The organism is Brevibacillus sp. NRS-1366 (assembly GCF_050467985.1).
Genome location: NZ_JBITPN010000029.1, coordinates 47,213 through 70,496, shown reverse-complemented (window position 1 = coordinate 70,496; position 23,284 = coordinate 47,213). Strand labels below are relative to the sequence as shown.

General features: G+C 49.4%; 26 protein-coding genes, 1 pseudogene and 2 riboswitches. Of the genes and pseudogenes, 9 read left to right on the top strand and 18 right to left on the bottom strand.

The window, feature by feature from the left end; translation table 11 throughout:
* Positions 1-21: 21 nt before the first annotated feature.
* The 6 genes and pseudogenes from ACIFQN_RS24140 to ACIFQN_RS24115 form a co-directional block, all read right to left on the bottom strand.
* Positions 22-471 (bottom strand): NUDIX domain-containing protein, encoded by a 450-nt coding sequence (locus ACIFQN_RS24140; protein WP_429835586.1) that lies wholly within the window; start codon positions 469-471, stop codon positions 22-24.
* 108 nt (positions 472-579) lie between these two features.
* Positions 580-978 carry a YugN family protein gene (locus tag ACIFQN_RS24135; protein ID WP_429835585.1) on the bottom strand — a complete coding sequence of 133 codons (399 nt, stop codon included), beginning with the start codon at positions 976-978 and terminating at the stop codon, positions 580-582.
* Positions 979-1,099: 121 nt separating this feature from the next.
* Positions 1,100-2,074 carry a hypothetical protein gene (locus tag ACIFQN_RS24130; protein WP_429835584.1) on the bottom strand — a complete coding sequence of 325 codons (975 nt, stop codon included), beginning with the start codon at positions 2,072-2,074 and terminating at the stop codon, positions 1,100-1,102.
* A gap of 122 nt (positions 2,075-2,196) precedes the next feature.
* Entirely contained in the window at positions 2,197-3,303 is a 1,107-nt protein-coding gene (thiO, locus tag ACIFQN_RS24125; protein ID WP_429835583.1) for a glycine oxidase ThiO, read from the bottom strand.
* 107 nt (positions 3,304-3,410) lie between these two features.
* A riboswitch (TPP riboswitch) is annotated at positions 3,411-3,524 on the bottom strand.
* 76 nt (positions 3,525-3,600) lie between these two features.
* Positions 3,601-3,825: a helix-turn-helix domain-containing protein gene (locus ACIFQN_RS24120; protein ID WP_429835627.1), complete on the bottom strand. Its 225-nt coding sequence runs from the start codon at positions 3,823-3,825 to the stop codon at positions 3,601-3,603.
* A gap of 15 nt (positions 3,826-3,840) precedes the next feature.
* Positions 3,841-5,190 (bottom strand): annotated as a pseudogene (locus ACIFQN_RS24115) (glucose-6-phosphate isomerase); the annotation flags it as partial.
* A gap of 177 nt (positions 5,191-5,367) precedes the next feature.
* Between ACIFQN_RS24115 and ACIFQN_RS24110 the strand changes: the two are divergent.
* Genes ACIFQN_RS24110 through ACIFQN_RS24100 form a run of 3 tightly spaced genes read left to right on the top strand, consistent with a single transcriptional unit; the run spans position 5,368 to position 8,585 of the window.
* The gene (locus ACIFQN_RS24110; RefSeq protein WP_429835582.1) at positions 5,368-6,645 is read left to right on the top strand and encodes an efflux RND transporter periplasmic adaptor subunit; all 1,278 of its coding nucleotides are present in this window, start codon (positions 5,368-5,370) and stop codon (positions 6,643-6,645) included.
* 33 nt (positions 6,646-6,678) lie between these two features.
* The gene (locus ACIFQN_RS24105) at positions 6,679-7,398 is read left to right on the top strand and encodes an ABC transporter ATP-binding protein (RefSeq protein WP_429835581.1); all 720 of its coding nucleotides are present in this window, start codon (positions 6,679-6,681) and stop codon (positions 7,396-7,398) included.
* Complete coding sequence (locus ACIFQN_RS24100; protein WP_429835580.1) at positions 7,395-8,585, top strand: ABC transporter permease; 1,191 nt, start codon at positions 7,395-7,397, stop codon at positions 8,583-8,585. Before ACIFQN_RS24105 ends, ACIFQN_RS24100 begins: the two co-directional genes overlap by 4 nt.
* Before the next feature lie 49 nt (positions 8,586-8,634).
* Here ACIFQN_RS24100 and ACIFQN_RS24095 read toward each other — a convergent pair whose 3' ends face one another.
* From ACIFQN_RS24095 to ACIFQN_RS24085, 3 genes are read right to left on the bottom strand one after another with little or no spacing between them, the layout of a single operon-like run.
* Positions 8,635-8,811: a hypothetical protein gene (locus ACIFQN_RS24095; protein ID WP_429835578.1), complete on the bottom strand. Its 177-nt coding sequence runs from the start codon at positions 8,809-8,811 to the stop codon at positions 8,635-8,637.
* A gap of 50 nt (positions 8,812-8,861) precedes the next feature.
* Positions 8,862-9,008, bottom strand: coding sequence for a hypothetical protein (locus ACIFQN_RS24090; protein ID WP_429835577.1), 147 nt, complete (start codon positions 9,006-9,008; stop codon positions 8,862-8,864).
* Positions 9,008-9,274, bottom strand: coding sequence for a DUF3886 domain-containing protein (locus ACIFQN_RS24085; RefSeq protein WP_429835576.1), 267 nt, complete (start codon positions 9,272-9,274; stop codon positions 9,008-9,010). Before ACIFQN_RS24085 ends, ACIFQN_RS24090 begins: the two co-directional genes overlap by 1 nt.
* A gap of 97 nt (positions 9,275-9,371) precedes the next feature.
* Between ACIFQN_RS24085 and sspK the strand changes: the two genes are divergently transcribed.
* Positions 9,372-9,503, top strand: coding sequence for a small acid-soluble spore protein K (gene sspK / locus ACIFQN_RS24080; RefSeq protein ID WP_007783429.1), 132 nt, complete (start codon positions 9,372-9,374; stop codon positions 9,501-9,503).
* Between the two features lie 25 nt (positions 9,504-9,528).
* On the opposite strand, the gene ACIFQN_RS24075 is transcribed toward sspK, so the two are convergent.
* On the bottom strand, positions 9,529-10,365 hold the full coding sequence (locus ACIFQN_RS24075; protein WP_429835575.1) for a glycosyltransferase family A protein: 837 nt from the start codon (positions 10,363-10,365) through the stop codon (positions 9,529-9,531).
* 156 nt (positions 10,366-10,521) lie between these two features.
* Here ACIFQN_RS24075 and ACIFQN_RS24070 point away from each other — a divergent pair, with 156 nt between their 5' ends.
* The 4 genes from ACIFQN_RS24070 (at position 10,522) to ACIFQN_RS24055 (ending at position 14,051) form a co-directional block, all read left to right on the top strand.
* On the top strand, positions 10,522-10,875 hold the full coding sequence (locus ACIFQN_RS24070) for a DUF3905 domain-containing protein (RefSeq protein ID WP_429835574.1): 354 nt from the start codon (positions 10,522-10,524) through the stop codon (positions 10,873-10,875).
* 121 nt (positions 10,876-10,996) lie between these two features.
* Positions 10,997-11,296: an iron-sulfur cluster biosynthesis family protein gene (locus tag ACIFQN_RS24065; RefSeq protein ID WP_429835573.1), complete on the top strand. Its 300-nt coding sequence runs from the start codon at positions 10,997-10,999 to the stop codon at positions 11,294-11,296.
* Between the two features lie 84 nt (positions 11,297-11,380).
* Entirely contained in the window at positions 11,381-12,496 is a 1,116-nt protein-coding gene (locus ACIFQN_RS24060; protein WP_429835572.1) for a site-2 protease family protein, read from the top strand.
* A 214-nt stretch (positions 12,497-12,710) separates the two neighbouring features.
* Positions 12,711-14,051, top strand: a complete 1,341-nt coding sequence (locus ACIFQN_RS24055) for a hemolysin family protein (RefSeq protein WP_429835571.1) — start codon at positions 12,711-12,713, stop codon at positions 14,049-14,051.
* A gap of 67 nt (positions 14,052-14,118) precedes the next feature.
* Here the strand turns inward: ACIFQN_RS24055 and ACIFQN_RS24050 are convergent, their stop codons facing one another.
* The 6 genes from ACIFQN_RS24050 to atoS form a co-directional block, all read right to left on the bottom strand.
* Positions 14,119-15,096 carry a cation diffusion facilitator family transporter gene (locus ACIFQN_RS24050; RefSeq protein ID WP_429835570.1) on the bottom strand — a complete coding sequence of 326 codons (978 nt, stop codon included), beginning with the start codon at positions 15,094-15,096 and terminating at the stop codon, positions 14,119-14,121.
* 99 nt (positions 15,097-15,195) lie between these two features.
* Entirely contained in the window at positions 15,196-15,510 is a 315-nt protein-coding gene (locus ACIFQN_RS24045) for a DMT family transporter (protein WP_429835569.1), read from the bottom strand.
* A complete protein-coding gene (locus ACIFQN_RS24040) occupies positions 15,507-15,860 on the bottom strand; it encodes a DMT family transporter (protein WP_429835568.1) in 354 nt (117 codons plus the stop codon). Before ACIFQN_RS24040 ends, ACIFQN_RS24045 begins: the two co-directional genes overlap by 4 nt.
* Before the next feature lie 112 nt (positions 15,861-15,972).
* A riboswitch (guanidine-I (ykkC/yxkD leader) is annotated at positions 15,973-16,076 on the bottom strand.
* A 70-nt stretch (positions 16,077-16,146) separates the two neighbouring features.
* Positions 16,147-17,472: a short-chain fatty acid transporter gene (locus tag ACIFQN_RS24035; RefSeq protein WP_429835567.1), complete on the bottom strand. Its 1,326-nt coding sequence runs from the start codon at positions 17,470-17,472 to the stop codon at positions 16,147-16,149.
* Between the two features lie 171 nt (positions 17,473-17,643).
* On the bottom strand, positions 17,644-19,038 hold the full coding sequence (locus tag ACIFQN_RS24030) for a sigma-54-dependent transcriptional regulator (RefSeq protein WP_429835566.1): 1,395 nt from the start codon (positions 19,036-19,038) through the stop codon (positions 17,644-17,646).
* On the bottom strand, positions 19,039-20,904 hold the full coding sequence (gene atoS / locus ACIFQN_RS24025) for a two-component system sensor histidine kinase AtoS (RefSeq protein WP_429835565.1): 1,866 nt from the start codon (positions 20,902-20,904) through the stop codon (positions 19,039-19,041).
* Between the two features lie 60 nt (positions 20,905-20,964).
* Here atoS and ACIFQN_RS24020 point away from each other — a divergent pair, with 60 nt between their 5' ends.
* Positions 20,965-21,426, top strand: coding sequence for a low molecular weight protein-tyrosine-phosphatase (locus ACIFQN_RS24020; protein WP_429835564.1), 462 nt, complete (start codon positions 20,965-20,967; stop codon positions 21,424-21,426).
* Between the two features lie 284 nt (positions 21,427-21,710).
* Here the strand turns inward: ACIFQN_RS24020 and ACIFQN_RS24015 are convergent, their stop codons facing one another.
* Positions 21,711-22,529 carry an alpha/beta hydrolase family protein gene (locus tag ACIFQN_RS24015; protein ID WP_429835563.1) on the bottom strand — a complete coding sequence of 273 codons (819 nt, stop codon included), beginning with the start codon at positions 22,527-22,529 and terminating at the stop codon, positions 21,711-21,713.
* Positions 22,530-22,630: 101 nt separating this feature from the next.
* Positions 22,631-23,056, bottom strand: a complete 426-nt coding sequence (locus ACIFQN_RS24010; protein ID WP_429835562.1) for a PaaI family thioesterase — start codon at positions 23,054-23,056, stop codon at positions 22,631-22,633.
* Positions 23,057-23,284 lie beyond the last annotated feature (228 nt).

Here is a 23,284-nt window from a genome sequence, read left to right as displayed (position 1 = left end):
GATCATGCATGTATCTCCTCTTTACCATCTATCTTCAGAAAAAGATCGGTTGCGAAATTCCTGTAATCGTCTGCGCGTGGCCGGAGATAAATCATCAGGCAATTGATCCCATGCAAAAAAACGCATCTCGGCCACCTCCATCGGATCACGCCTGGGATGGTGCGATCCTGTCAAAGCGGCATGGAAAAGAGCGATGTGATCACACTTGCCTTCCCGCTCACTATAAAAAAGATGACAGAGCGTAAGCAATTCTACCGCGATTCCACACTCTTCCCGCAATTCCCTGCGGGCTGCTTCAAAAAACGACTCCCCCTTCTCTACTCCTCCCCCTGGCAAGTACCAGCCAGCAGTGTAGGTATGACGAATCAAGAGGACTCCTTTTTGTTCTGCCGTAACGATTACTCTTGTTCCCAATGTGAGCGGCTTGCGGATTTTCCAATACCATCTCGTAAGCGAATGGAACCATCCCATGTTTTTCGACTCTCCCCGAACGCTTCTTCCTGCCTTCTATCATTCTCCGTCAGGAAATTATTTCCTGCCTTTAAAAAGAAAAAGCGGGCCTATCATCAGGCCCACCCGTTATGCGAGGCGATTTTCCAATTCCTTTACGATGGCCTCTGCCTTGCGCACCCATCTGGAATCAATCTGCGCATCTTTGTCGACCGGTTCCTGAAACTGGTTCATGACCGACGAAACCAGCGGCTCTACGTACCCGATATCTTCATCTAGACCTGTCTGATAGACATGGCGCAAAACAAATGGCTCCCCTATTTCTAGCCATGCATCAGGGCTGTCCAGTTCTCCCTGCAATACTTTGACAGGCAAGCGCAGATAGACCGTATTCCGATCATCCAGTGTGCGGTCAAAAAAGCCTTGCTCATAATCCCAGTTTGCCAATGTAAAATTCGGTTGAAGCGCTTCTCGAAAGTATCCGAAAGTCCCTCTAGTACCTTGCAAGCTGCTTTTAATCGGTTTCATCTTAATCCCTGCCTTTGTTTGTGAAAAACGTCTCATGCCCGTTTTGTTTCTTCATATAGTGTGTGACAAAAAACAAGCCTCCATTCCCAAGAAGGACAGAGGCTTGTTGACACGCATCCTTTTAGATCAATACGATTGTAAGCAGTGTGAAGAGAGCGAGCGGTATGATCTTACGCCCGCAACGCCGGCGACGTTTTTTCGGTACAACGACTGGCGGTAGCGGTTGCGGCGATATGGGAAACGGTGGGCAAGGTGGAGGTGGTGGAAAAGGTGGGAACGGCGGGTACGGCTGAAATGGCGGAAATGGAGCGGGAGCGATATATGGATTAGTCCCCATAAAAGGGCTTACTTGTGGCGGAAATGGTTTCTTCCCACTGTAAGGATTCGCCTGACTGAATGGACTCACCTGGCCATATGGATAATGGTCTCCATATGGGCTAATCGGAACGCATGGAGTGGTACTATAAGGACTTACTTGCGGATAAGGAATGTTGCTGCTGCTATACGGACTCACCTGTGGAAAAGGCCTGTTGCTGCTGCTATACGGGCTCACCTGTGGAAACGGTCTGTTGCTGCTGCTATACGGGCTCACCTGTGGAAACGGTCTGTTGCTGCTGCTGTACGGATTCACCTGTGGAAACGGTCTGTTGCTGCTGCTGTACGGACTCACCTGTGGAAACGGTCTGTTGCTGCTGCTGTACGGACTTACATTTCCACCTGGGTAAGTACCTAGATCGCCGTACGGGTCGTAATCTCCATACGGATACGGATAGTAAACGTCATACGGGGATACATAAGGATCGTCGTCCCAGCCTCCATATCCATAAGTTTGATGGCCGGCGACCTGCTCCACCTCATAATAGTCGTCCTCTTCGTATTCTTCTTCCTCCGAATCAGGATCTTCCACCTCAACGTATACATTCTGATCGTCATAATCGACGATCACACCCTCAATAATCTGTCCGTCAATGGCTTCAATGCGCACTTTTTGCTCCACGTGATCTTTGCAAATGTTGTGCACATTTTCACGCATATCCTTTAACAGGCTGACGGTCTGGATGTCAGCCTGGTATAGGTTTTTCTCATCAGACTGCATGGAAACTCCTCCCCTTCTGGTGTTTCTTTATTACCATATACAAGAGCCTATGGGGAGGTGTACCGTATTCTATAAGAGACTAGCCCAATTTACAAAAGAGATGTCGTGGATGTAGATATGAATCAGTTGTCTAGAAAGCGGGAAGGCATAAATGGCGTTAACTGTTCTGTCTTTCCCTGTTCCAAATAATCAGCCATCCACTTCGCCGTTATCGGAGAAAGCAAAATCCCGTTGCGAAAATGCCCTCCCGCAATCGAGAGTCCGGCCCAGCCAGGGATCGGCCCTAAAAGCGGTTTTCTGTCTGCTGTAGCAGGACGAAGTCCACCCCAAGCTTCTAGAAATGTAGCGGCATGCAGTGCCGGAACGTATGGCATGACCCCGTTTAAAATGCTCGCCAGACCCGCTAGCGTGACCTCCCGCTGGAAGCCGCTCTCATCCTCTGTCGCTCCAATGACGATTTTGCCATCCTTTTTTGGAGTAATATAGCCAGTCGTTCCGAAGATGACTGTACGCAGCGGAATTCCTACGGAGGATACGGCAGCGATTTGCCCGCGCACGGGACGTACAGGCACTGAAACTCCCAGCATCTCCAGCATGATCCCTGCCCATGCTCCAGAAGTAATGACTGTATGCCCGGCACGAAGTGGGCCCATGGAGCTGTCTACCCCGACGACCTTCCCTGCTTTTACGGCAATCCCGCTCACTACACACCCAGATAGCAGCTTCACACCTTGCAGTCGGCATGCCGTCACCAATGCACGCAATAGGAGCCGGTTGTTGATATGACCTTCGTCTGGGGAATAGATGGCCGCCTGAGCCTTGTCAGTGAGCATCGGCTCCACCTCGGCAATCTCTTTTCCCACCAGCCAATGTACGGAATGTCCAGACTCTTTTTGCCATTGATACTTGGCTTCCAGCAGCTCCTGTTCCTGATCATTCAGAGCAACGGTCAGCAAACCTTCCAAGCTGAGCTGCACGTCTCCCGAAGTACACTCCTCCAGATCATGTGCCCACCCTGGATAGAGCGCGAGTGACTCCATTCCCATATCAAGCATCGGTCCGGGTGCCGTAAATTCCTTCAACGGAGCCAGCATCCCTGCCGCAGCAGAAGACGCCTGCCCTCCCCACTCGCCTTGTTCTACCAATGCTACCGATATGCCGCGACGCGACAGCTCGTACGCTAAACTGAGCCCAATGATACCTCCACCCACTACCAGACAATCGCTCATACTCTCTCTCCTCAAAACTTTTTATTCACTTTTGCTAATACAAAAAGCCCACCCGTTCCCCTGCAGGAAAAGGTGGGCTCATACGCATATGACAAATTTAAGCGCACGTCGGCCGGCAACCACATCCCTGCGCCGGCATGATCCGGATCAGGTGCAATGGGTCGATGGTCTGTCGCTTCCATCCTCTCAGCCCCGCGTGAAGGACTCCCCAAGTTGCTTCTACTATTATGTCGTTTCATTCATTTTCTTTAGTCAGTATAGTCCTCCGTGCAACCTTCTGACAAGTCCAACTGACACCTAATCTTCATCTTTTACATCGTAGCTCTCCGGAATCGCCTCGTGGCGGGCTGCTTCCTCGTATTCCCGCAGCTTGCGCATTTCTTCCAGATGATGCTTGAACTGATCTTTGTTGATCAAATATTCGTTGCCATCATGAACCGCACGAATCCGCCCCTGGTTAATTCTTTCCAAAATAAATGTCTCCGGGAGATCCAGATACGCTGCTGTCTCCGCAACGGTCAAGTATGTCTTGTTCTCTCGCAATCTAGCCTCCAGTTCTGCTTTCTGCTGCTCATAGCCGGGTTTGCCGAGTAGCGCAAACATGTTGGCTTTATAGGCCTCTACCCCCGGCTGATCAAACGGGTTTACCCCCAAGAGATAGCCGCTTATCCCGCATGCCTTTTCAAAAAAGTAGATCAGGCCACCGAGATGATAAGCTGTCGCCTCTGGGATTTCTACCAACAGATTGGGTACGCCTCCATCAACGTGGGCAAGTACCGTTCCTTCGAAAGCTTTTTTATTCACAAACCCCATCCGCTTCCCAGTCAGGAAATTCAATCCATCCACGTCGTCCGGGTCTTCCTGTACGGTCATGTCGATGGCTGGTTTGGTTACGGATACCGTTGTTTCAAATAAATTCCGCATGCCGTCTTGTATGTATTGCCCCAAGGAATGTAAATCTGTTGAAAATTCAGCAGAGGCCGGAAAAATCCCTTTTCCGTCTTTGCCCTCTGACTCGCCAAAAAGCTGTTTCCACCACTCAGCAAAAAAACGAAATTGCGGCTCATAGCTGACTAACAGCTCCACCATTTTGCCTTTGCGGTACAACGCGTTGCGGATGGCAGCATACTGATAGCACGGATTCTCATGCAAATCCATGACCATGTACCTTTCTCTTGCATCTGCCGCTCCCTGCATCAAGGCATCCATGTTGGCGCCGCTCACCGCGATTGGCAGTAAACCGACGGCTGTCAGAACCGAATAACGCCCTCCGATATCATCCGGGATGACAAAAGTCTCATACCCCTCTTCATCAGCAAGCTTTTTTAAAGCTCCCCGGGCTTTGTCTGTCGTAATGTAGATTCGTTTTTTGGCTGCCTCTCGACCATACTTTTTTTCTAACCAGTCGCGAAAAAGCCGAAAAGCAATGGCTGGCTCTGTCGTCGTGCCCGATTTCGAGATGACGTTGATCGACGCGTCTTTTCCTTCCAACACGTCCATCAGGTGAGAAATGTAGACCGGGCTGATATTGTTGCCTACAAAATAAATTTCAGGAGAACGCCGTTTGGACTTCGGCAGCAAATTGTAGAAGCTGTGTCCCAATATGTCAAGCACAGCCTTCGCCCCCAAATATGAACCCCCGATTCCTATTACCAATAGCACATCGGAATCAGACGAAATACGTGCCGCCGCCTGCCGAATTCGTTCGTATTCGGTGCGGTCGTATCGGTCGGGCCAATCTACCCACCCGAGATAATCTCTACCTGGTCCGGTTCTTTTGTGCAGCATCTCATGCGCCTGTCCAATCGCCGGAGCAAGCTGCTCCCATTCATGTGGTTTGACAAAAGCGCGAGCGTTGGAGTAATCAAAACGAATCGTTTGGTTCATAGCTCCCCTCCAAGGAACGTCATCTATTCCTTATCTTATCACGCAAAATGCCCATAAAGTACTTTCCGCCAAAACATCTCAAAAAGCGATGAAATGATAAATAATTCGTCACAACTGTAACCCTTTTCCAATCTTTTCGTATAACTTTTCGAGCATCGAAATAAAAGGAGAATGATCATGAAAAAACGCTGGTGGATCATTGGTTCCGTCGTTGTCCTCCTGGGCGCCGGCTTTATAGGGATCAATATGATGGGATCACAACAAGCCATGGGTATGCCCGTAAGCATCGGAACACCAACCAAGTCAACTTTGGAAAGCAAAATTCTTACCTCCGGGGTCGTCATCGCCCAGGACAAGCAAAAGCAGTACGCCAATGTAACCGGGACCTTACGGGAGTTTGTCGTAAAGGAAGGAGACAAGGTCAAAAAGGGACAAGTCATCGCTAAAATAGACACCTCTGACGTCGATAGCAAAATTCTCGACATCGAAGCGCAAATGGAGCTGGCCAAAGCGAATTTGGCGAAAGCCCAGGCAGGTAATGAACCAGAAGAAATAGCGCAGGAGAATGAACGCGTAGCGCAAGCGCAGCGCGAGTATGATACAGCTAAAAAAGAATACGACCGGATGCATCAGCTATTCGCCTCAGGCGCTTCCACACAGCAAGAGCTGGATAAAGCCAAATCACAGGTAGACTCCACTCTATCCTCGCTGAATGTTGCCAAAGAACAACTCTCTCTCAAGAAAAAGGGACCGCGCAAGGAAGAGGTTGCCTCCCAGCAAGCACAAATCAATAAGCTGCAGGTAGAACGAGGACAACTAGAAAAGGATCGCATCCAAAGCATCCTGATCGCTCCAGCAGATGGAACCATAATTGCGGTGGCTTCCGACAACGGACAATACGTGAACAAAGGCACGGAAATTTTGACGCTTGCTAACCTCGACAACTTGTTGATCCAGGCAGATATTAATGAATCAGATGTAAACAAGCTAAAGCTCGGTCAGTCCGCTACCATTGAAGGAACTACACTCGGAAAACAAAAGCTGAATGCACAGGTGACCCGTATTGCACCGACCGCTACGACTACACAAAACAGCTCGGGTCAGGGCGAAAAAACCCGCGTCAAAGTAACGCTAAAGCCTGAGGGCGAGCTGTCAGCACTAAAACCAGGCTTCCATGTGGACATCAATATTTCTGTGGAAAAAATCGACAATGCCTTGCAGGTGCCGATTGAAGCTGTTCAACAAGACGCAGATGGCAGCACATTTGTCTGGGTAGCCGAAAGCGGTGTTGCTAAAAAGCAAAAAATCGAAACAGGCACAGAAAATGAACTCTTCTCCCACATCAAGTCGGGACTTACCGGTGACGAGCAAATCATTTTGAGCCCGATTGAATCTCTCACCGAAGGCGCACCGATCATGCCAATGGGCGGTGGCGCTGCAGCGATGGGTATGTAACCCACTCCCCGCAAGAAAGGAGGTCAGCCGACGATGCTTCAAGTAGAAGGCTTGACGAAATCATACCAGACAGGCGATTCCACACTGCCTATCTTAAAAGGTGTCTCTCTGTTGGTCGAACAAGGCGAATTCGTTGCCATCATGGGGCCATCGGGATCAGGGAAATCCACATTCATGAACATGCTAGGCTGTCTGGATCGTCCGGATACAGGGACATACATTCTGGACGGCATCGAGGTAAGCAGTCTGAAGGACCAACAGCTTGCTCATGTTCGCAACCAAAAAATCGGGTTCGTGTTTCAATCCTTTAATCTTCTGGCACGCTCCACTGCTCTGCACAATGTAGAGCTGCCGATGATGTACGCCAATGTCAGCCGCACAGAACGCCGCAATCGGGCTACCGAAGCACTCAAGCGGGTTGGTCTAGCCGAGCGCATCCACCATAAGCCAACACAGCTCTCTGGTGGGCAAAAACAGCGTGTAGCCATTGCACGCGCGCTGGTGAACCGCCCCGCTATCTTGCTGGCGGACGAACCGACAGGCAACCTCGACAGCCGATCTGGCATCGAGATCATGGCCATGTTTCAGGAATTGCATGCACAAGGTGTCACGATCATCCTCGTTACGCACGAATTGGACATTGCCCAGCATGCGGAGCGAATCGTGACATTTAAAGACGGCGTGATCATCCGGGATGAACGGGTAACAGAGCGACTTTTCGCCACTCCGTCAGATGAGGTGATCGTCACATGAATTTTTTGGAGAGCTTTTCGACCGCAGTAGAAGGTATCTGGGCCAACAAAATGCGCTCCAGTCTCACCATGCTCGGCATTATTATCGGGATTACCTCTGTGATTACCGTTACAGCACTTGGGGAGGGCGGACAAAACGCTATCAACCAGGAAATGGATAAATTTGGACAGAACACCTTTAACGTCTACATCAACTGGGAGACCAAGGAAACGATGGCCTCAGACGATATGACTGTAGAGGATGCGGATGTACTGGGCAAAATCAGTCCCGCGATCGAATACCTCGTTCCTTATAATTCCTTGACCATCGAAATGAAAGGCCCTAAAAAAGAAGAGCGGGTCAATCTCTCCGCTACCACCGCTGATTATTTTGAGATGCAAAAGACAATGAAGGTGGCAAAAGGTCGCTTCTTCAATAGTGCCGATGACAAGGAGCAGCGTGCCGTCGTCGTACTGGAGGAGGCACTCGGGCAAAAGCTGTTCGGGCAAATGAATCCGATCGGACAGCGCGTTCGGTGGGGCAATAACTCTCTCGTCGTAATCGGTACATACACGGAAGAGAAGTTCAAGTTTGACATGGGTGCACAAACCTTTGGGGCCATTGTGCCGATTCGTTTCCATCAAAGCCTGCAGGAAGAGCCTTATGTCCAAACGTTTATGGGGAAAGCCATTGATAAGGCTTCTGTAGATCCGGCCATGCAGCAGGTAAAGCAGTATTTAAGCCGCAAGCATCAAAAGAAAGATCATTATATGGCACGCAGCATGCAGGAATCCGTCGACCAGTTCAATCAATTAACGGGCACGCTGACGATGATCTTTAGTGTCATTGCGGGAATCTCGCTGGTGGTCGGTGGGGTTGGCGTCATGAACATCATGCTCGTATCCGTCACCGAGCGTACGCGTGAGATCGGTATTCGCAAAGCATTGGGTGCGAGACGCAGCGATATCTTGGTCCAATTTTTGATTGAATCGGTGATCGTCTGCCTGATTGGCGGTCTGATCGGGGTCTTATTCGGTCTCGGCATTGCCGCCATAATCGCTCACTTTGCCAATCTGCCGCCGACCCTCTCCTGGAACAGCGTCTTTATCGCATTTGGTTTTTCCAGCGCAATTGGTATCTTTTTTGGCCTCTATCCTGCCAACAAAGCAGCCAAGCTGGACCCGATCGAAGCCTTGCGCTACGAATAACATAGTACGAAAAAACATGCACCTCGCGTTTTTTACGCCAGGTGCATGTTTACGTTGGAAACGTATCTGTCATCAGCTTCAAAAGGAAAAAAAGCGCAATCCCGACGCCCGCCACTGTCCACCAAATTGTTTTGCTGTCCGTCTTGTCTGCCTTGTAGATCCCACTCAGCTTCCAGGTGCCTACAGCTACGCAGAGGAGACTGATCAGGAGCAGGATTGTCCCCATGATCTCCCTCCTTTCCCTTCCCTAGCTATATGGGATGGGACGGAAAAAAATCACTCCTTTGCTTCCTTTTTGCCCAATCGATTGAGGACTTCGCGACCTCTCTTTTTGATCGATTCATCTTTTACAGTCAATTGCCGCTTTTTCATCATGCCATTTTTTGAAGTATCCGGTCGGTCGCTCTGCCGTCCATCACGCATCAGCTATACTTGCCTCCGCCCTTTTTCTCGTAGTCCGCGAGCAATTCACCAAAGCTTTTGTTACGCTCCCGTTCTTCCTGTTCACGTCTTTTTTGTTCTGCTATTTCCTGTGCCTTTCGTTCGCTGTCTGCCTTCATTTCCTTTTCCAAAAGCTTCAGCTTCCCGAGTGCATCTGCATTCAACATTTCTTTTAGACTGTTCAATCCGCCTTTTGTCTCTGCAGCTTCCACGGCTGGACGCTCATGCTTGCGTTGTTTTTTCGCCATTTCCACTTCCATCCTTTCTCTATCGCATTTACGTCCTCATTCTCTGACCCAATCCGGGTCATACTATCAGCATCTGGCACGAAGAGGAGGACATGATATGGTGCGCAATAAGGCAAAAGACTTTGGGAAAACCGCAGAAATCAGAGGTCCAAAAGCCCAATCTGAAGCTGTACGCTCTAACGGTTCCATTAATAGTGAACCACAAGAGAGGTTAAAAGAAAACCGTTAGGCAGCAAAAAACCGCCGGGCTTATCTTACGCTCGGCGATTTTTCTTGGAAAACCGATTTCGATCCCTTATTTTTCGTATCACACATTCCTGCTTGAGTAACGTCAGCTTGTCGTCAAACTGGAATGAACACCCTGCTTTGATAAGCCGTTTGGCCATATTTCTCTCCATCTGAATCCGTGGCAGCTCACGGAAGGCACCAGCCTCCATCAAGCTCGCACGGGAAAGGGAGACATGCTGCGTCGAAAATAACGCCCAAGGCGAGCGATACCCTGTCAAGCCTACACCGTATTTTTGCCTGATCGCCAGACGCTTCTCCGCTTCCAGGCAGGGCAAGCTGATCTGAGCTGGCTGACCACTGACGATTTGGCTCTCCTCCAAAAGCGAGATCATTTGAGTTTGGGTATGCGGACGCTTGATATATGGATAGTTTTCCAGCCATTCCCTGCATTCAGCATGCTGAACTGGGCTGAAGTCCGGATCATAGACCGAATAAATCCGCCTCGCTCCGAGTCCAAGCAGAACCAGCCTGCGATTCTTCTCATGGGCATGCAGGTGCACGCCGATAAACTCCCGTGGAACGATCATGGTAGGCGACAATAAAATAATCAGTTCTCCGTTCGCCTGTTTTATTCCTGTATTCAGCAGTTGAGCTAACGGCAGCACCCGCCGAAATCGTAGGCAACGCAGCGGATAATTAGCAGCAAATCGCGCAATTTTGTCCGGCACATCGTCTCGTGACGCGTTATCCAGAACGATCACTTCAAATTTCTCGAATGCAATGAACTGCAAATTAAAGCTGAACAAGGTATACAGGAGCTGATCGGCTGCGTCTCTGACTGGAATGACGACACTGGTAAGCATCGGATCTCCCCCTTTTTGTAGCATATGCGCCATACTCGATATTGGGCTGGGCGCACCGCTTTGGCAGGAGGAAAGACTTAGGTCTAGCTCGTATAAGGGGCGGATGGTTGATGCATCTTAGTCAAAGAGACATCTTCGTATGAAGGAGGTCCATGAATGGACAAGGCCAACCAGGAAAACGAAGAAATCAAAGATATCGCTCTTGATGGCACACTTCCGCATCAAATTAGTGCGCCTGACTTTAAAAATTCCTCTCGCTCGATTCAGAAGCCGTTCGTCAATGAATTTGGCGTCGTGATCGGAGACAGTCTGTACGATTCCCAAGACTCCCCCCTCAACAATTGGTCGACAGAGACTGATCCTGAGATCATGTCTGGGGACAGGTGGGTGCACCCGACGAATGACATTGGGTGGAACTCCTCTGAGAACAAGGAGCTGTTGGAAGACCAACGAATAAAAGGGGCTCGCTTCATGCATCCCACCATTGACGTGAGCAAAGGCAAGGACTAGCCCGATTCTTTGTACAAGAAGCCCATTCGGCGGATCTAACCGGATGGGTGTTTTCGTTTGTGCGCTTCCCTTTGTTTTCTTATGTTACAATGGGCTTTAATGACCGGAGAGGAGCTTGCCCATGAGCATCAACCTTGCGATAGAGCCTGCGTTTTCCCTTGCCTATCAACGCTACGCCGGATTTCTTCCTGGGGAAACACTGCGTTTGTACGTACGAACAAGCGGGCCTGGAACAGGTGGATTGTTTTACGCCATTGAAAAAGATGAAGTCATGACCGATGATGCAATCTTTGAAGTAGAAGGACTGACCTTTGTCATTCGTCCCAGCGACTTTTGGTATTTTGACGGAGGACAGCTCCTGTACAATCCTACGTACGGCGAGTATGGCTTTACTTTTACGAATCCCCGTTTGGAAGATTAAACCTGAAAAGTGTTCGCCTAAGAAACTTTCCTAGGCTTCTATCGTATAAATCAAAGACTGCCATGATGTTTGGGAGGAACCTTCATGAAGAAAAGCCGTTCGGTCCTCTTAGCCATTGGTGCCTTTTTGCTGGCCAATCTGAAATGGTTATTAGGAATTCTGAAGTTTTCTAAATTCGGCACTACCTTGTTGTCGATGGTTATTAGCTTGTGGGCCTATGCGATGTTTTATGGATGGAAATTTGCTGTTGCCCTTGTCTATTTGATTTTTGTCCATGAAATGGGACACGTGATTGCAGCTAAGCGGAAGGGCATCGCCACTTCACCCGCTGTCTTCATCCCTTTTGCAGGTGCATTTATTTCCATGAAGGACCTGCCTCGCGATGCCAGTACAGAGGCCTATCTCGCTTACGGGGGACCACTTGCGGGCATGCTTGCTTTCTTGCCTGCACTGCCGCTTTACTGGTGGACACAGGATCCGTTCTGGGCCTTAGTGATCTACCTCGGGGCCTTACTCAACCTGTTTAACCTGCTGCCTGTTTCACCACTGGATGGCGGTCGGATTGTTTCCGTTTTATCGACGAAGATTTGGTTCGTCGGATTAGTGGGACTTGGCATCATGCTGTTTGCCTCACCCGGACCAATCATGGTCTTCATCTTCATCATCGGACTCATTACGTGGTGGAGTCGATTGAGGGAGGGCTACCAGCATCAGGTCTTGCAGTATGAGCGTGACAAATTGCAAGACTTCCAGCAAGCCTTGGCCGAGTGGCCTCGCTTGGAATCAACATGGGACAAACGCGTACAATTGAATGAAGAGGTGGCGGCCCTCTCTCGAATAGAGCCGCACAAGGGCTTTTTAATCCCTTTTGTGCAGGATGAAAAGCGCCTCCAACGCGACCGTCTGCGATTGGATAAAGTGTATCTCCATCGAAAATGGGATCTGTTTAAGCAGTGGGAACGCGAGCCTGTCCTGTTCATCGACTCCGATCCTCTCCGCCCCGCCCCCTCCGAGGTACTGACTGAGGGAGAGCGAGTGGCAGGGCAACGACTCGCTGAAGTGGATGAACAGATGCACCGACTGACTACTTACTACGAGGCACCTGCTTCTACGAAGTGGAAAGTACTCGCCGCATATCTCGGCCTGGCCGCAGTCTTGTCGGGGTTCTTTGTATACGGACAACAGGTGCTGCATCCGTAAAACGAATCGTCCGGTCGGTCTCACCGGACGTTTTGACTATCTATGACCTTCTCCGGGCTCAAAAACATGAGCTACAGATATCTGAGGGTCTCTCTTCTCGAGCAACAGGTCAGAAACGCCTTCTACGGTTGTTTATCGCTTTTGTGCGTTGGTTCCAAACCAGATAAAATAGAAAGTGTACTTTCACAACATTCTAGAGAGGATGACTATTTACTTGGATAGCGTTCCGATAGTGCTCAACCTACTGCTTGTCATATTTCTTGTCTTTCTCAACGGCTTTTTCGTAGCCGCAGAGTTTGCTCTCGTCAAGGTACGGCAAACGCGCCTGACGCAAATGGTCAATGAAGGGAACAAACGAGCTGTATTCGCCCAAAAAGTAACCCAAAAGCTGGATGGATACTTATCTGCCTGCCAGGTCGGTATCACACTCGCATCGCTGGGTCTTGGATGGGTCGGGGAACCGGCCATTGCCCACATGATCGTAGAACCTTTGCTTGGTTCATCCGGTCTCCCTAGTTATCTGATCTCAGCCATCTCCTTCGGTGTGGCATTTGCGATCATCACGTTCCTGCACATCGTCTTGGGTGAATTGGCACCGAAGTCGCTGGCCATTCAGAAAGCAGAAATAACCTCGCTGTGGGTTGCAGCGCCATTGATGTTTTTCTATAAATTGCTCTACCCGGCTATTTGGTTCCTGAACGGAACAGCCAACGCCCTCATGAAACGCGTGGGCCTCGATCCCGTATCTGAACATGAAGCGGCACATACAGAGGAAGAAATTCGTATCCTGGTTAATCAAAGTCACCAAAGCGGCCATATCGACCAAACCGAATTGTCGCTGGTGGAACACGTTTTTGACTTTTCCGAAACCTTGGCTCGGGAGACCATGATCCCTCGCATAGACATGGTTTGCTTATATACAACGAATACGTTTGAGGAAAATCTGGAGATCATCCGCACCCAACGCCATACGCGATTCCCCGTAGCGGATGAGGACAAAGACAACATCATTGGATTTGTCCATGCAACCGACTTTTATCTCGCGGCTTTGCAAGATGGTCAAGTCGAGCTGGATAAATTACTTCGCCCGGTTTTGACTGTACCAGAAACGATGGAGATTAGCACCGTATTGCGTTTGATGCAGAAAAAGCGTTCGCAGCTTGCCATTGTGATCGACGAATACGGTGGTACTGCCGGTCTGGTAACCATGGAAGACATTTTGGAAGAGATCGTCGGGGATATCCAGGACGAATTTGACGAAGAACGACCGGAGATTGAAAAGGTAGAGAACGGCTTGTCTGTATCCGGTATGCTCACCTTGGCCGATTTGAACGACCATATCCCGTTTGAGTTGGAGTCTGAGGACGTGGATACGATTGGCGGCTGGCTCTACAGTCAATTGGAAGAAGAGATTGCTGTCGGCGCTTCTGTCGAATGGGAAAATTACTTGTTCACAGTCAAATTCATGGATAACCACCGCGTCACCCGTGTCTTGATTACTCCGTTTGCGAAAGAGGGAGCAGAGACAACCGATCAGCTGGTGTCCGTCTCCTAATACCACAAGCGCCCCTCACCTGTTTTGCTGCAGGCGAGGGGCGCTTTTTACCTTTTCTAACGTCTTCTTACGTCGCTTCGAGCTTTTCTGTTCGATTCCAGTCACTTATGCCGTCATCTTCCAGAATGCCCATCGTTACATCGCTGATATCCGGGTCAGTGAGCAGGCTATCCCGTATCCGGTATTTGATATCGTCAGCTACTGCCAGTGTCAGACCTTCCCGCAGCTCGACATAACACTCTACATGGTAAAAGCGGCCTTCCTGAACAATCCGCAAACGGTTAATATCCGTAACATCCGGGTCAGCGAATATGATGCCAGCTACCCGATCCTCTACTTCTTTTGGCGCAGCTACACCAATTAATCCGACCATGTTATCATATCCGACTTTGAAGGCCACACCGATCATCAGGATGCCGATCAGGATCGTAGCAATCCCGTCCAAAAGGACAAAGGAGCTAAACTGCGTGACGATGACTGCGATCAGGGCGAATAGTGCCCCTGTGGTCGCGACGATGTCTTCATAAAAGACAAGCCGTGTGGGGGGTGCAGCACGTCCAACATTGCGAAAGGCTGCTGCTACCACTGCCCAGCCTTTCGCTTCTGCACGCGTTTCATGCACGATCTCATTCATTGCCTTTACCAGAACATAGCCATCTACTACGATCGCCAATAACAAGATAACGAAGTTGACCCAAAAATGGCTGGATGCAGCGGGTTCACGGATGAGGTGAACGCCTTCCATAATGGTCTCGTATGCCATGATCGTCACTACGATGACTGCAATCATGCAAAAGAGATTGATGACGCGACCAAACCCGGTCGGAAATTTGGGTGTAGGCTTTTTCTCTGCCAGAACACTGCCGAAAAAAACAAAACCCTGGTTTACTGCATCGGCAACCGAGTGCATCGCTGAAGCGAACATAGCTCCGCTTCCGCTGTACGCAGCAGCGAATCCTTTGACGATAGCAAGGCCCGTGTTCCCCAAGGCTGCCGTAGCCGATGACATATTTCCTTGTTTTAGAGTTGCCCAAAATGAGCTCATGCAGCTATATATCCTCCTCGCATGAAAAATCTGTCATTATCCGAACCTGTTCAATTATACTATTCCCTTGAAATGTTCGTTGTCGTTTTTTGTTCTGTGTTATGCAATTAATTTAAGCCCCGCCACTGACCCGATCACCAGGGCAATACAAAGGATACGCAGCTTATCCTTTGGCTCTCCGTAAAACAGCATCCCTACAAGGGCGCTACCGACTGTTCCAATCCCCGTCCAAACTGCGTACGCTGTACCCATGGCTATTTCCGTCATGGCAAATGAAAGCAGGACAAAGCTGAGTGTAAATCCGCCAATCAAGATAAGGAGGGAGGCTGCTGAAGGTCTACGATTTACCTGAGTGATCCCGATTACACCGACTACTTCAAACAGTCCGGCAAAAAGTAACGATACCCATGTCATGCCACTTCACCTTCTTTGCTTCGTTTATCTTCGTTTTCATGCGTCACCAATTTCAATCCGAGAATCCCGATCAAAAGCAAAGCGATCAGCCCCACCTTGGCCCAACTGAACGGTTCGCCAAACAGAACCATCTCACTGATGACGGTACCGGCTGTCCCCAAGCCGACAAAAACGGCATAGACCGTGCTGGTAGGCAGTTTTTTCCCTGAATAGACCAAGACTCCAAAACTAATGATGATGGCAATGGCGGTGACCGTCCACGTCAAAAAGCTGTCTGCGTGCTTAAGCCCCGTAACCCACATCACTTCAAAGACAGCAGCCACTACGACGAGCAACCAATTTTTTCCCATGCTGACAAGCTCCCTTCCTTTCCTGTATGGTTCCCCAAAAGATGAGCGCGCCTATGATAGCTAAAACTTTTTCACATGCAAAAAAAGCCGCGGGTGAATACCATCACAGATATTCTCCCGGGCTTTTATCCCTCCGTGTACACGAACGTGGTCGTGGGTTTTCTCTCGGTCCAGACCGGTATACTTACTGTCCGCGGAACCCTAGAAAACTCAAGATATACGATTATTTATTGGGGAAACTCTATATATTATAGCAAAAAACGAGTGCTTTGGCAATGAACCTGCCTCAAAAGACGAGGAAGCCCAAGCTGATGATAGCTCCTGTTATCAACAGCATCATCAAGCAGTATCCCATGATATCCCTCGCGCCAAGTCCCGCCAATGCCAAGACAGGGAGTGCCCAGAATGGCTGGATCAAATTGGTCCACGCATCTCCCCATGCGATGGCCATGGCTACTTTGGCATGAGAAACCCCGAGCTCAGTCGCGACTGGAAGCATGATCGGCCCTTGTACTGCCCATTGACCGCCTCCTGAAGGAATGAACACATTCAGCAAGCCTGCGCTCCAGAACGTGAACAACGGGAATGTGGTCGGCGTCGAGATGCTGATAAACCACTGCGAAATGCTTGCGGCCAATCCAGATGCGGTCATCATGCCAATGATCCCCGCGTAGAACGGAAATTGAACGACAATGCCAGTCGTTGTTTTGACGGCTTCATTCATCGCATCCAAAAACTTGCGCGGCGTTCCATGCAACAAAATCCCTAGAAATAAAAAGCCCATGATAACGATGTCGAGATTCAGCTTGAAGCCTTTTTCAGCAAAATACGCAATGATAAAAATGATTCCGAGAACTGAAACGAGAATGGAGATGATGCGGCTGTTCTCCAGCTTCGATGCAGGCGTGTCATCAGCTGCTGATTCAGTCGCCGCTGCTATTTCTTCCTGACCGATGCCCTCCCCTTTAAATACGATCGCATCCTTTTCCGCTGGCATCATCAGCCTGTTCACGATCGGGAGTACAATCATAATCGCTGCCACAATTGTTAGATTCATCGGTGAAAACATGGTGTCTGCCACAGGGATGACACCAATGATATCTTCCAGGCTATGACCTTCGGTAGCAATCGTCAACGGGACAGATCCTGCCAATCCTCCGTGCCAGACCACGAATCCGCCATACGCACTGGCAACAAGCAAGCGATAATCGACCTTTTCTACTTGGTTGGCTAGCACACGCGCCAGCAAAGCACTGATTACCAGTCCGAAGCCCCAGTTGATCCAGTTGGCAATACAGGAGACCAGTGTGACCAAGACAATGGCTTGACCAGGTGTCTTGGCGAGTGAACCTAAGGCATTGAGCCCCTTTTTACAAATAGCGGTGCTGGCTAGTGTATGACCGGTAATCAAGATCAACACCATTTGCATCGTAAAACTGAGCAAGCTCCAAAAACCGCCCCCCCAATAATTGACCATTTCCATTGGTGTTTTGCCATTGATGAAGATCCCGGCAATAAAGACGAGAAAAGTTAAAATGACTGCGAATAAAAAGGCGTCTGGCAAATAACGCTGCACCATTCTGACCGACGCGTTTGTTAAGGCTTGAAACATAAGGCATACCCCTTTCCATAAAAGTAGATCACTTCTACTTTCAAGTAAAGCAAGAGATGTGCCAGCGTGTGAGCATAAAAGAAACGAGTGAAATGAATGCGTTTTCATAACGTGTTTTCTATGCACTGACTACTTTTTGCACAGTCTGGCTCTTGTTTGCGCACTCATTCGTTATTCCCTTTCTTCAATCGATAAGTCGAGCCCGTACATCTCCAATTTGTAAAGCAGTGCCCTTCGTGAAATTCCTAGACGTTTTGCCGTTTGCAGCCTGTTTCCCTTCTCTTTTCTCAAAGCGCGATCAATCGCTTCCCGTTCTACCTCTTGAATGATCTCCCTCATCGTCCGGCCTTCAAAGCGAATTCCTCCAAGGATACTTGCCTCGCCTATTGCATTTTCTTTCAGGTGTGCCTGCACATGCTCGGGCAGAATGACACGCCCGCTTGCGAGCACAACGGCTCTTTCAATCGTATTTTCTAGCTGTCGTACGTTGCCTGGCCAGTGATACGAGAGCATCGCCTCTGTGGCCGCAGGAGATAGGAAGAGACCTTCCTTTCCCATTTCCCTTCCATATTTATCGAGAAAATGCCGGATGAGCAGCGGTATGTCTTCTTTTCGTTCTCTGAGCGGCGGCATGTGAATCGGAACGACGTTAAGCCGGTAATACAAATCTTCTCGGAACAGCTCTTGCCTGATCCGTTCCTGTAAATCTCTGTTGGTGGCAGCAATGACGCGCACGTCTACAGAAATCGGCTCAACACCGCCTAATCTGATGAACATACGGTCTTGCAAAACCCGGAGCAGCTTGACCTGCAATGCGGGACTCAACTCCCCCACCTCATCTAGGAAAAGAGTTCCTCCATCTGCTAATTCAAACAAGCCATGCTTGCGACCGACTGCTCCAGTAAATGCCCCCCGCTCATAGCCAAACAACTCGCTCTCTAACAGGTTTTCTGGAATAGCCCCACAGTTAACAGGAATCAGAGGCATATCGGCGCGCGGACTATTGGCATGAATTGCCCTGGCAATCAACTCTTTTCCCGTTCCGCTCTCTCCCTGAATCAAGACAGTTGCTTTGGACATGGCTACTTTTCCAACCAGCTTATACACGTCTTGCATCGCGGGGCCCAGTCCAACCAAGCTAGCGCCGCTGGTGCGCTCTTCTTTCTGCACCTGATCGCCCTCTTGCTCTTCCATTGGTTCTGCGTGCATGAGTGCGTTTGCCACTACTTGCTTCACCGACAATAGATCAAACGGTTTTTGGACATAATCAAATGCCCCCAGCTTCATCGCTTCCATGACATCACCTGCTGAACCGTAAGCGGTCATCATCACGACTTTGGGTTGTTTACCGGCTTTCTGCTTTAGCCGACGCAGTGTCTCCATACCGTCAAGCTCTGGCATTCGCAGATCCAGGAGCATGACTTGTGGGCAAAAGCTCTCTACCTGCTCTAACCCTTCTATGCCACTGGCTGCTTCTCCCGTTTCATAGCCCATTTTGCGCAGCGTCATGGACAACGCCTTCCTGACGTTGGTTTCGTCATCTACGACTAACACCCGCCTTTTCATCTATATCCCTCCTTCTTTTCTGACTGGCAGCACCACGGTGAATCGCACACTTCCTGACAGGTTTTCGGCAAATATATGACCCCCATATGCTTGTACGATCCGTTGGGAGATAGCGAGTCCCAGTCCCGTTCCCGCCGGTTTGGTCGTATAAAAAGGCTCAAAGACCGATAGCAAATGCTCTTCCGCAATTGGTTGACCTTCATTTGTCACATGGACATGAGCATAGTCGCCTTCTCTTTTCGTTCCGATCTGTATGACTCCACCCTCCGGCATCGCTTGCAGCGCATTGAGCAAAATATTTAAAAACACTTGCTTTAATAGCTCCGGAGATGCCTGCACCAAAGGCACATCATTCTCGTGCGCTTGCTGTACTGTGATTTGTTTGCCAGTAATGCCAGGTTCTATCAGCTTCAGCGACTGGTGTATCACTTGCAAAAGATGAACCGGTACATTCGGCTCCTCGCTGGGACGAGAAAACAGCAATAACTCGTCCGCAAAGCGATTCAACCGTTCCACCTCTTCTACAATAATGGCAGTATACTCACGACTGTCATGCTCTTTTGGCAATTCTTCCTCGATAATTTGCGCAAAAGCTTTAATCGACGTAAGCGGGTTGCGTACCTCGTGGGCAATACTAGACGCCCACTCTCCAATAACCGCCAAACGCTCTGCTTGGGCAAGCCTCGTCTCCATTTGTTTCCACTCCGTCCTGTCTTCCAACACGACGATTGCCCCTAGTACTTCATCCATTGGGCTCTTCCAAATCGACGTGCTGACCTTTAGACAAAGGGTGCCTTTTTCGTGGTGATGGTGCAGCCACTGTGCATCTCGAATCGTTCGACCGTTTTGGAGAGTCTCGGACAAGATGTTTCGAAATGTCTCACTCCCTGCAAAAGCCTCTGTATATAACACTCCCCTCGCCTGCTCTAAGGAAAGCCCGATCAACTGCGCGGCCGAATAGTTCCAGGCTGTAATTCGTCCTCGTTGATCCAACGCGATCACTCCGCTATCCATGCTGTCCATGATCGTTTCTGTATGGCTGCGGCTGGTTTGCAGGTCACTTGCCAGTTTGTTGATGGCTCCAGAAATCTCTCCTGGCTCGCCATCAAGCTTTTTCATGCGAAAAGAAAGATCAAAGCTCAGCTTCCTAAGCCCCGACTTAATCTCTGCCAAAATCACCTCCAGGCGATGCACGACCAATCCGCTGGCTACGGCTGCGATGACACAGCCAATACCTAAAATCGCGTAAATTCCTTGTCTCATCCCTGCCAACTGTACGTCTATGTTAGTCATAAGTTCATTTGCCCAGGCATACCCGATTACTTGATCGCCTCTAATAAGCGGAATCATGGCATTCATGATATTTCCCCGCACTTGCTCTCCGATGCTCACCTCAATCTGCCTTGTTTGCATGACAGAGCGTCCCGGGTGATTGGCTCCTATCGGCTTTCCGACGTGCAAACGCATTTCCTTGCTAGGCCCGTATGTGATGATGGAATCCAGCCCGGCTGCATAATATCCAACGCCAATACCAGGATGTGCGGCAGCGATCCGATCTGTAAGCGGTTCCAACTTCCTGTTTATTGCTTTAATTTTATCTTCGCGGGAAGCCCCTGATAACCCTAGCTCTATTACCAGCTCGTCATAATCTTTGGTAAGTGCAAAATCTAATTGCTGCGTGATAGAGATCAGCTTTTGCTCCTTTTCTTTCAACAACGCTTGTTCTGCTGCTTTCAATAGCACGATCCCAGTAATGACAATCGGAAGTACAGTAACAGTGATAACAGAAGCAACAAAGCGGATGCGGTAGATGTACGATTTCACAATCCAATCCTCGCCTTTTTTGGAAACTTCGATAGTATTCACACTTATGTTATTCTATCATACAGAGATTGAAAACGACGGTACGAGGAAAGGAGTACATACATGACACACGTATTATTTGTTTGCCTCGGCAACATTTGCCGCTCGCCGATGGCAGAGGCTGTCTTTCGCCACCTCGTGGAGCAAGAAGGCCTGTCCGGACAAATTTCGATTGATTCTTGCGGAATTGGAGGCTGGCATGCGGGGGAGCGTCCGCACAACGGAACACAGAAAGTGCTGACTCAAAAAGGGATTGCCCATGACACCCTCCGTGCCCGTCAAATCACTTCCCGGGATTTTTTGGACTACGACTATATTGTCTGCATGGATGACGAAAACCTGAGTGCGCTAAACCGGATGACCCCCGCCGGCAAAAAGGTGTACCGCCTGCTCGACTTTGCGCCATCCACCAAGGAACAAAATGTGGAGGACCCTTATTACACAGGGCGCTTCGAGCATGTATACGAGCTCGTTCTGGCCGGATGCCAAGGGCTGCTAGAAGAGATAAAAACGAAAAAAGGATAGCCCGTCATGCGGCTATCCTTTTATTAAATTTGAAAAGTTTCCAAAAAGTACCCGTTATAGACTCTGGCTGGCCGAGGAAACAGGAGAAATAAGCGGAAGATCTTGGAACAACAGCAAAGGCTCCATGAAAAAAGAGAAACACACCTTTAAGCGTCCACCTCTGAAAAGCTTCCTGAAGCGGCTACTTTGGACGCGGTTTCCCTTTTTTCATGGAGCCGGACAGGGATGACCTCCAGTAGTTGTTCCAAGAATCTGGAGCGTTTTCTCCTGTTTCCTCCCCACCACTAAACAGCGAACTTTTCTTCCTCCATCTGCCGACTCAACCAGTTCACCGTACTTGCAATTAAGCGATTGTAGCTATCCGCCGATGAGAAGGTATGGTCTCCCCCAACGACAACCTCTGTCTCGCAACGTCCTCTCCTGCGCAAACGAAGCTCATGCTCATAGTGGAACATCGAATCGACTGTTATGACGTCGTCCCGGTTTCCATGCAACAGCAATGCGTCTCCTTCAAACTGCTTGGCTTGGCGCAGGGGCAACGAGCCTTTCAGCGAAAGGAAAAAGCGATCTGATAACAAGTAGCCGCCATGATCCGTAACCCCATCGGAAAGGGCCTCCTCATATTCCTGCTCTCCCACAATACGAACGATATCTTCATAAGGGCGGGCAACCGCTGCCCACGTAACAAGGGAATGAATGCGTTTATCCTGGCTTGCAGTAAGCACCGAAACAGCTCCTCCAAGACTATGGCCCAAGAGACTCACTCGCTCATGGTCCACCTGTTCCTGTGAAAAAGCGTAATCGAGAACGTCGCGAGTCTGCTTCAGCAAAACATCCAGCCCACCTGCTCCGTAGTCCCCACCGCTTTCGCCACATCCCCCATAATCAAACCGCAATACGGCAAAGCCATGTACAGCCAGCTCTCTGGCGGCTTTCACAAACAAACGGTTCACCCCGATCCGGCTGCCGATAAAGCCATGGCAAATAATAACGAGAGGGGATTTCGCACTCTTTTTGCCAGTAGGTATTTCCGGATCATGCCAGGTCGCTGCGAGCGAAACATCGCCGCTTGGAATATGAATGGTCCGTTCCAAAGAACTCACCTCTTTTTTATTTTTAGTATTCCGAGTAGTTTACTGAGTTATTACGTTCATTATCCCTTCTTTCTCCCTGTTTGTCAAGAATGACGCTCTGTCCCAAACCTCTAAGCCTCCATAATCATGACAGAAGATACTGAGGAAGCTACCTTCTTGCCATCCTGCGTGAGATCGGCTACCAGATAAGCTACCGATTTTCCTAACCGCTCTACCCTTGCTTCAATCTCCACAACTCCCTGAAAGGCTGGGCGATGAAAGGTCGTTTGCAAATTGATGGAGGCAAATCGTTGATCATCGTTTAGGCAGGAGGCGATCGCATATGCCATCATGATGTCGGCTGCAGCAGATAATAAGCCGCCCATTACTACTCCGTTTCCATTGATGAACAAGGATGAAACCTCCCAGCGTCCTCTGGAAATCCCTTCCTCCGCATAATAGGCATGTACCTGAAGGGTAGTATCACATGGGGGTGGGGCATTTCCTTTTCTCACAACGTCGACTAAATCACTAATAGTATAATTTTTTTCTGTCATGTTGGACCTCCACTACTATTTAGAAAATATAATTTATTATAACAAAAGCCGTTCGGGGGTTGGTGGAGGCGTCCCAAAGAACTTCGCTTTTTTTCCTTTTTCCTCGTCCAGCCGTAGTTTTCACTCTAACCGTTTAGTGGGTATTTTCAGGGCGACTTTGGGAAGTGCTACGCAGCTGAAAAGCCTCGGACTCCTGGCGACGGATCTCCGAACAAGAAAAAGACACCT

Coding starts and splice junctions, on each gene's coding strand:
- ACIFQN_RS24100 (WP_429835580.1), top strand. CDS start 7,395: ATGAATTTTTTGGAGAGCTTTTCGACCGCAGTAGAAGGTATCTGGGCC.
- ACIFQN_RS24095 (WP_429835578.1), bottom strand. CDS start 8,811: ATGGGGACAATCCTGCTCCTGATCAGTCTCCTCTGCGTAGCTGTAGGC.
- ACIFQN_RS24135 (WP_429835585.1), bottom strand. CDS start 978: ATGAAACCGATTAAAAGCAGCTTGCAAGGTACTAGAGGGACTTTCGGA.
- ACIFQN_RS24140 (WP_429835586.1), bottom strand. CDS start 471: ATGGGATGGTTCCATTCGCTTACGAGATGGTATTGGAAAATCCGCAAG.
- ACIFQN_RS24050 (WP_429835570.1), bottom strand. CDS start 15,096: ATGAGCTCATTTTGGGCAACTCTAAAACAAGGAAATATGTCATCGGCT.
- ACIFQN_RS24035 (WP_429835567.1), bottom strand. CDS start 17,472: ATGTTTCAAGCCTTAACAAACGCGTCGGTCAGAATGGTGCAGCGTTAT.
- ACIFQN_RS24090 (WP_429835577.1), bottom strand. CDS start 9,008: ATGCGTGATGGACGGCAGAGCGACCGACCGGATACTTCAAAAAATGGC.
- ACIFQN_RS24065 (WP_429835573.1), top strand. CDS start 10,997: ATGAGCATCAACCTTGCGATAGAGCCTGCGTTTTCCCTTGCCTATCAA.
- ACIFQN_RS24070 (WP_429835574.1), top strand. CDS start 10,522: ATGGACAAGGCCAACCAGGAAAACGAAGAAATCAAAGATATCGCTCTT.
- ACIFQN_RS24020 (WP_429835564.1), top strand. CDS start 20,965: ATGACACACGTATTATTTGTTTGCCTCGGCAACATTTGCCGCTCGCCG.
- ACIFQN_RS24110 (WP_429835582.1), top strand. CDS start 5,368: ATGAAAAAACGCTGGTGGATCATTGGTTCCGTCGTTGTCCTCCTGGGC.
- ACIFQN_RS24040 (WP_429835568.1), bottom strand. CDS start 15,860: ATGGGAAAAAATTGGTTGCTCGTCGTAGTGGCTGCTGTCTTTGAAGTG.
- ACIFQN_RS24045 (WP_429835569.1), bottom strand. CDS start 15,510: ATGACATGGGTATCGTTACTTTTTGCCGGACTGTTTGAAGTAGTCGGT.
- ACIFQN_RS24105 (WP_429835581.1), top strand. CDS start 6,679: ATGCTTCAAGTAGAAGGCTTGACGAAATCATACCAGACAGGCGATTCC.
- ACIFQN_RS24030 (WP_429835566.1), bottom strand. CDS start 19,038: ATGAAAAGGCGGGTGTTAGTCGTAGATGACGAAACCAACGTCAGGAAG.
- ACIFQN_RS24130 (WP_429835584.1), bottom strand. CDS start 2,074: ATGCAGTCTGATGAGAAAAACCTATACCAGGCTGACATCCAGACCGTC.
- ACIFQN_RS24085 (WP_429835576.1), bottom strand. CDS start 9,274: ATGGCGAAAAAACAACGCAAGCATGAGCGTCCAGCCGTGGAAGCTGCA.
- ACIFQN_RS24060 (WP_429835572.1), top strand. CDS start 11,381: ATGAAGAAAAGCCGTTCGGTCCTCTTAGCCATTGGTGCCTTTTTGCTG.
- ACIFQN_RS24010 (WP_429835562.1), bottom strand. CDS start 23,056: ATGACAGAAAAAAATTATACTATTAGTGATTTAGTCGACGTTGTGAGA.
- thiO (WP_429835583.1), bottom strand. CDS start 3,303: ATGAGCGATTGTCTGGTAGTGGGTGGAGGTATCATTGGGCTCAGTTTA.
- ACIFQN_RS24075 (WP_429835575.1), bottom strand. CDS start 10,365: ATGCTTACCAGTGTCGTCATTCCAGTCAGAGACGCAGCCGATCAGCTC.
- sspK (WP_007783429.1), top strand. CDS start 9,372: ATGGTGCGCAATAAGGCAAAAGACTTTGGGAAAACCGCAGAAATCAGA.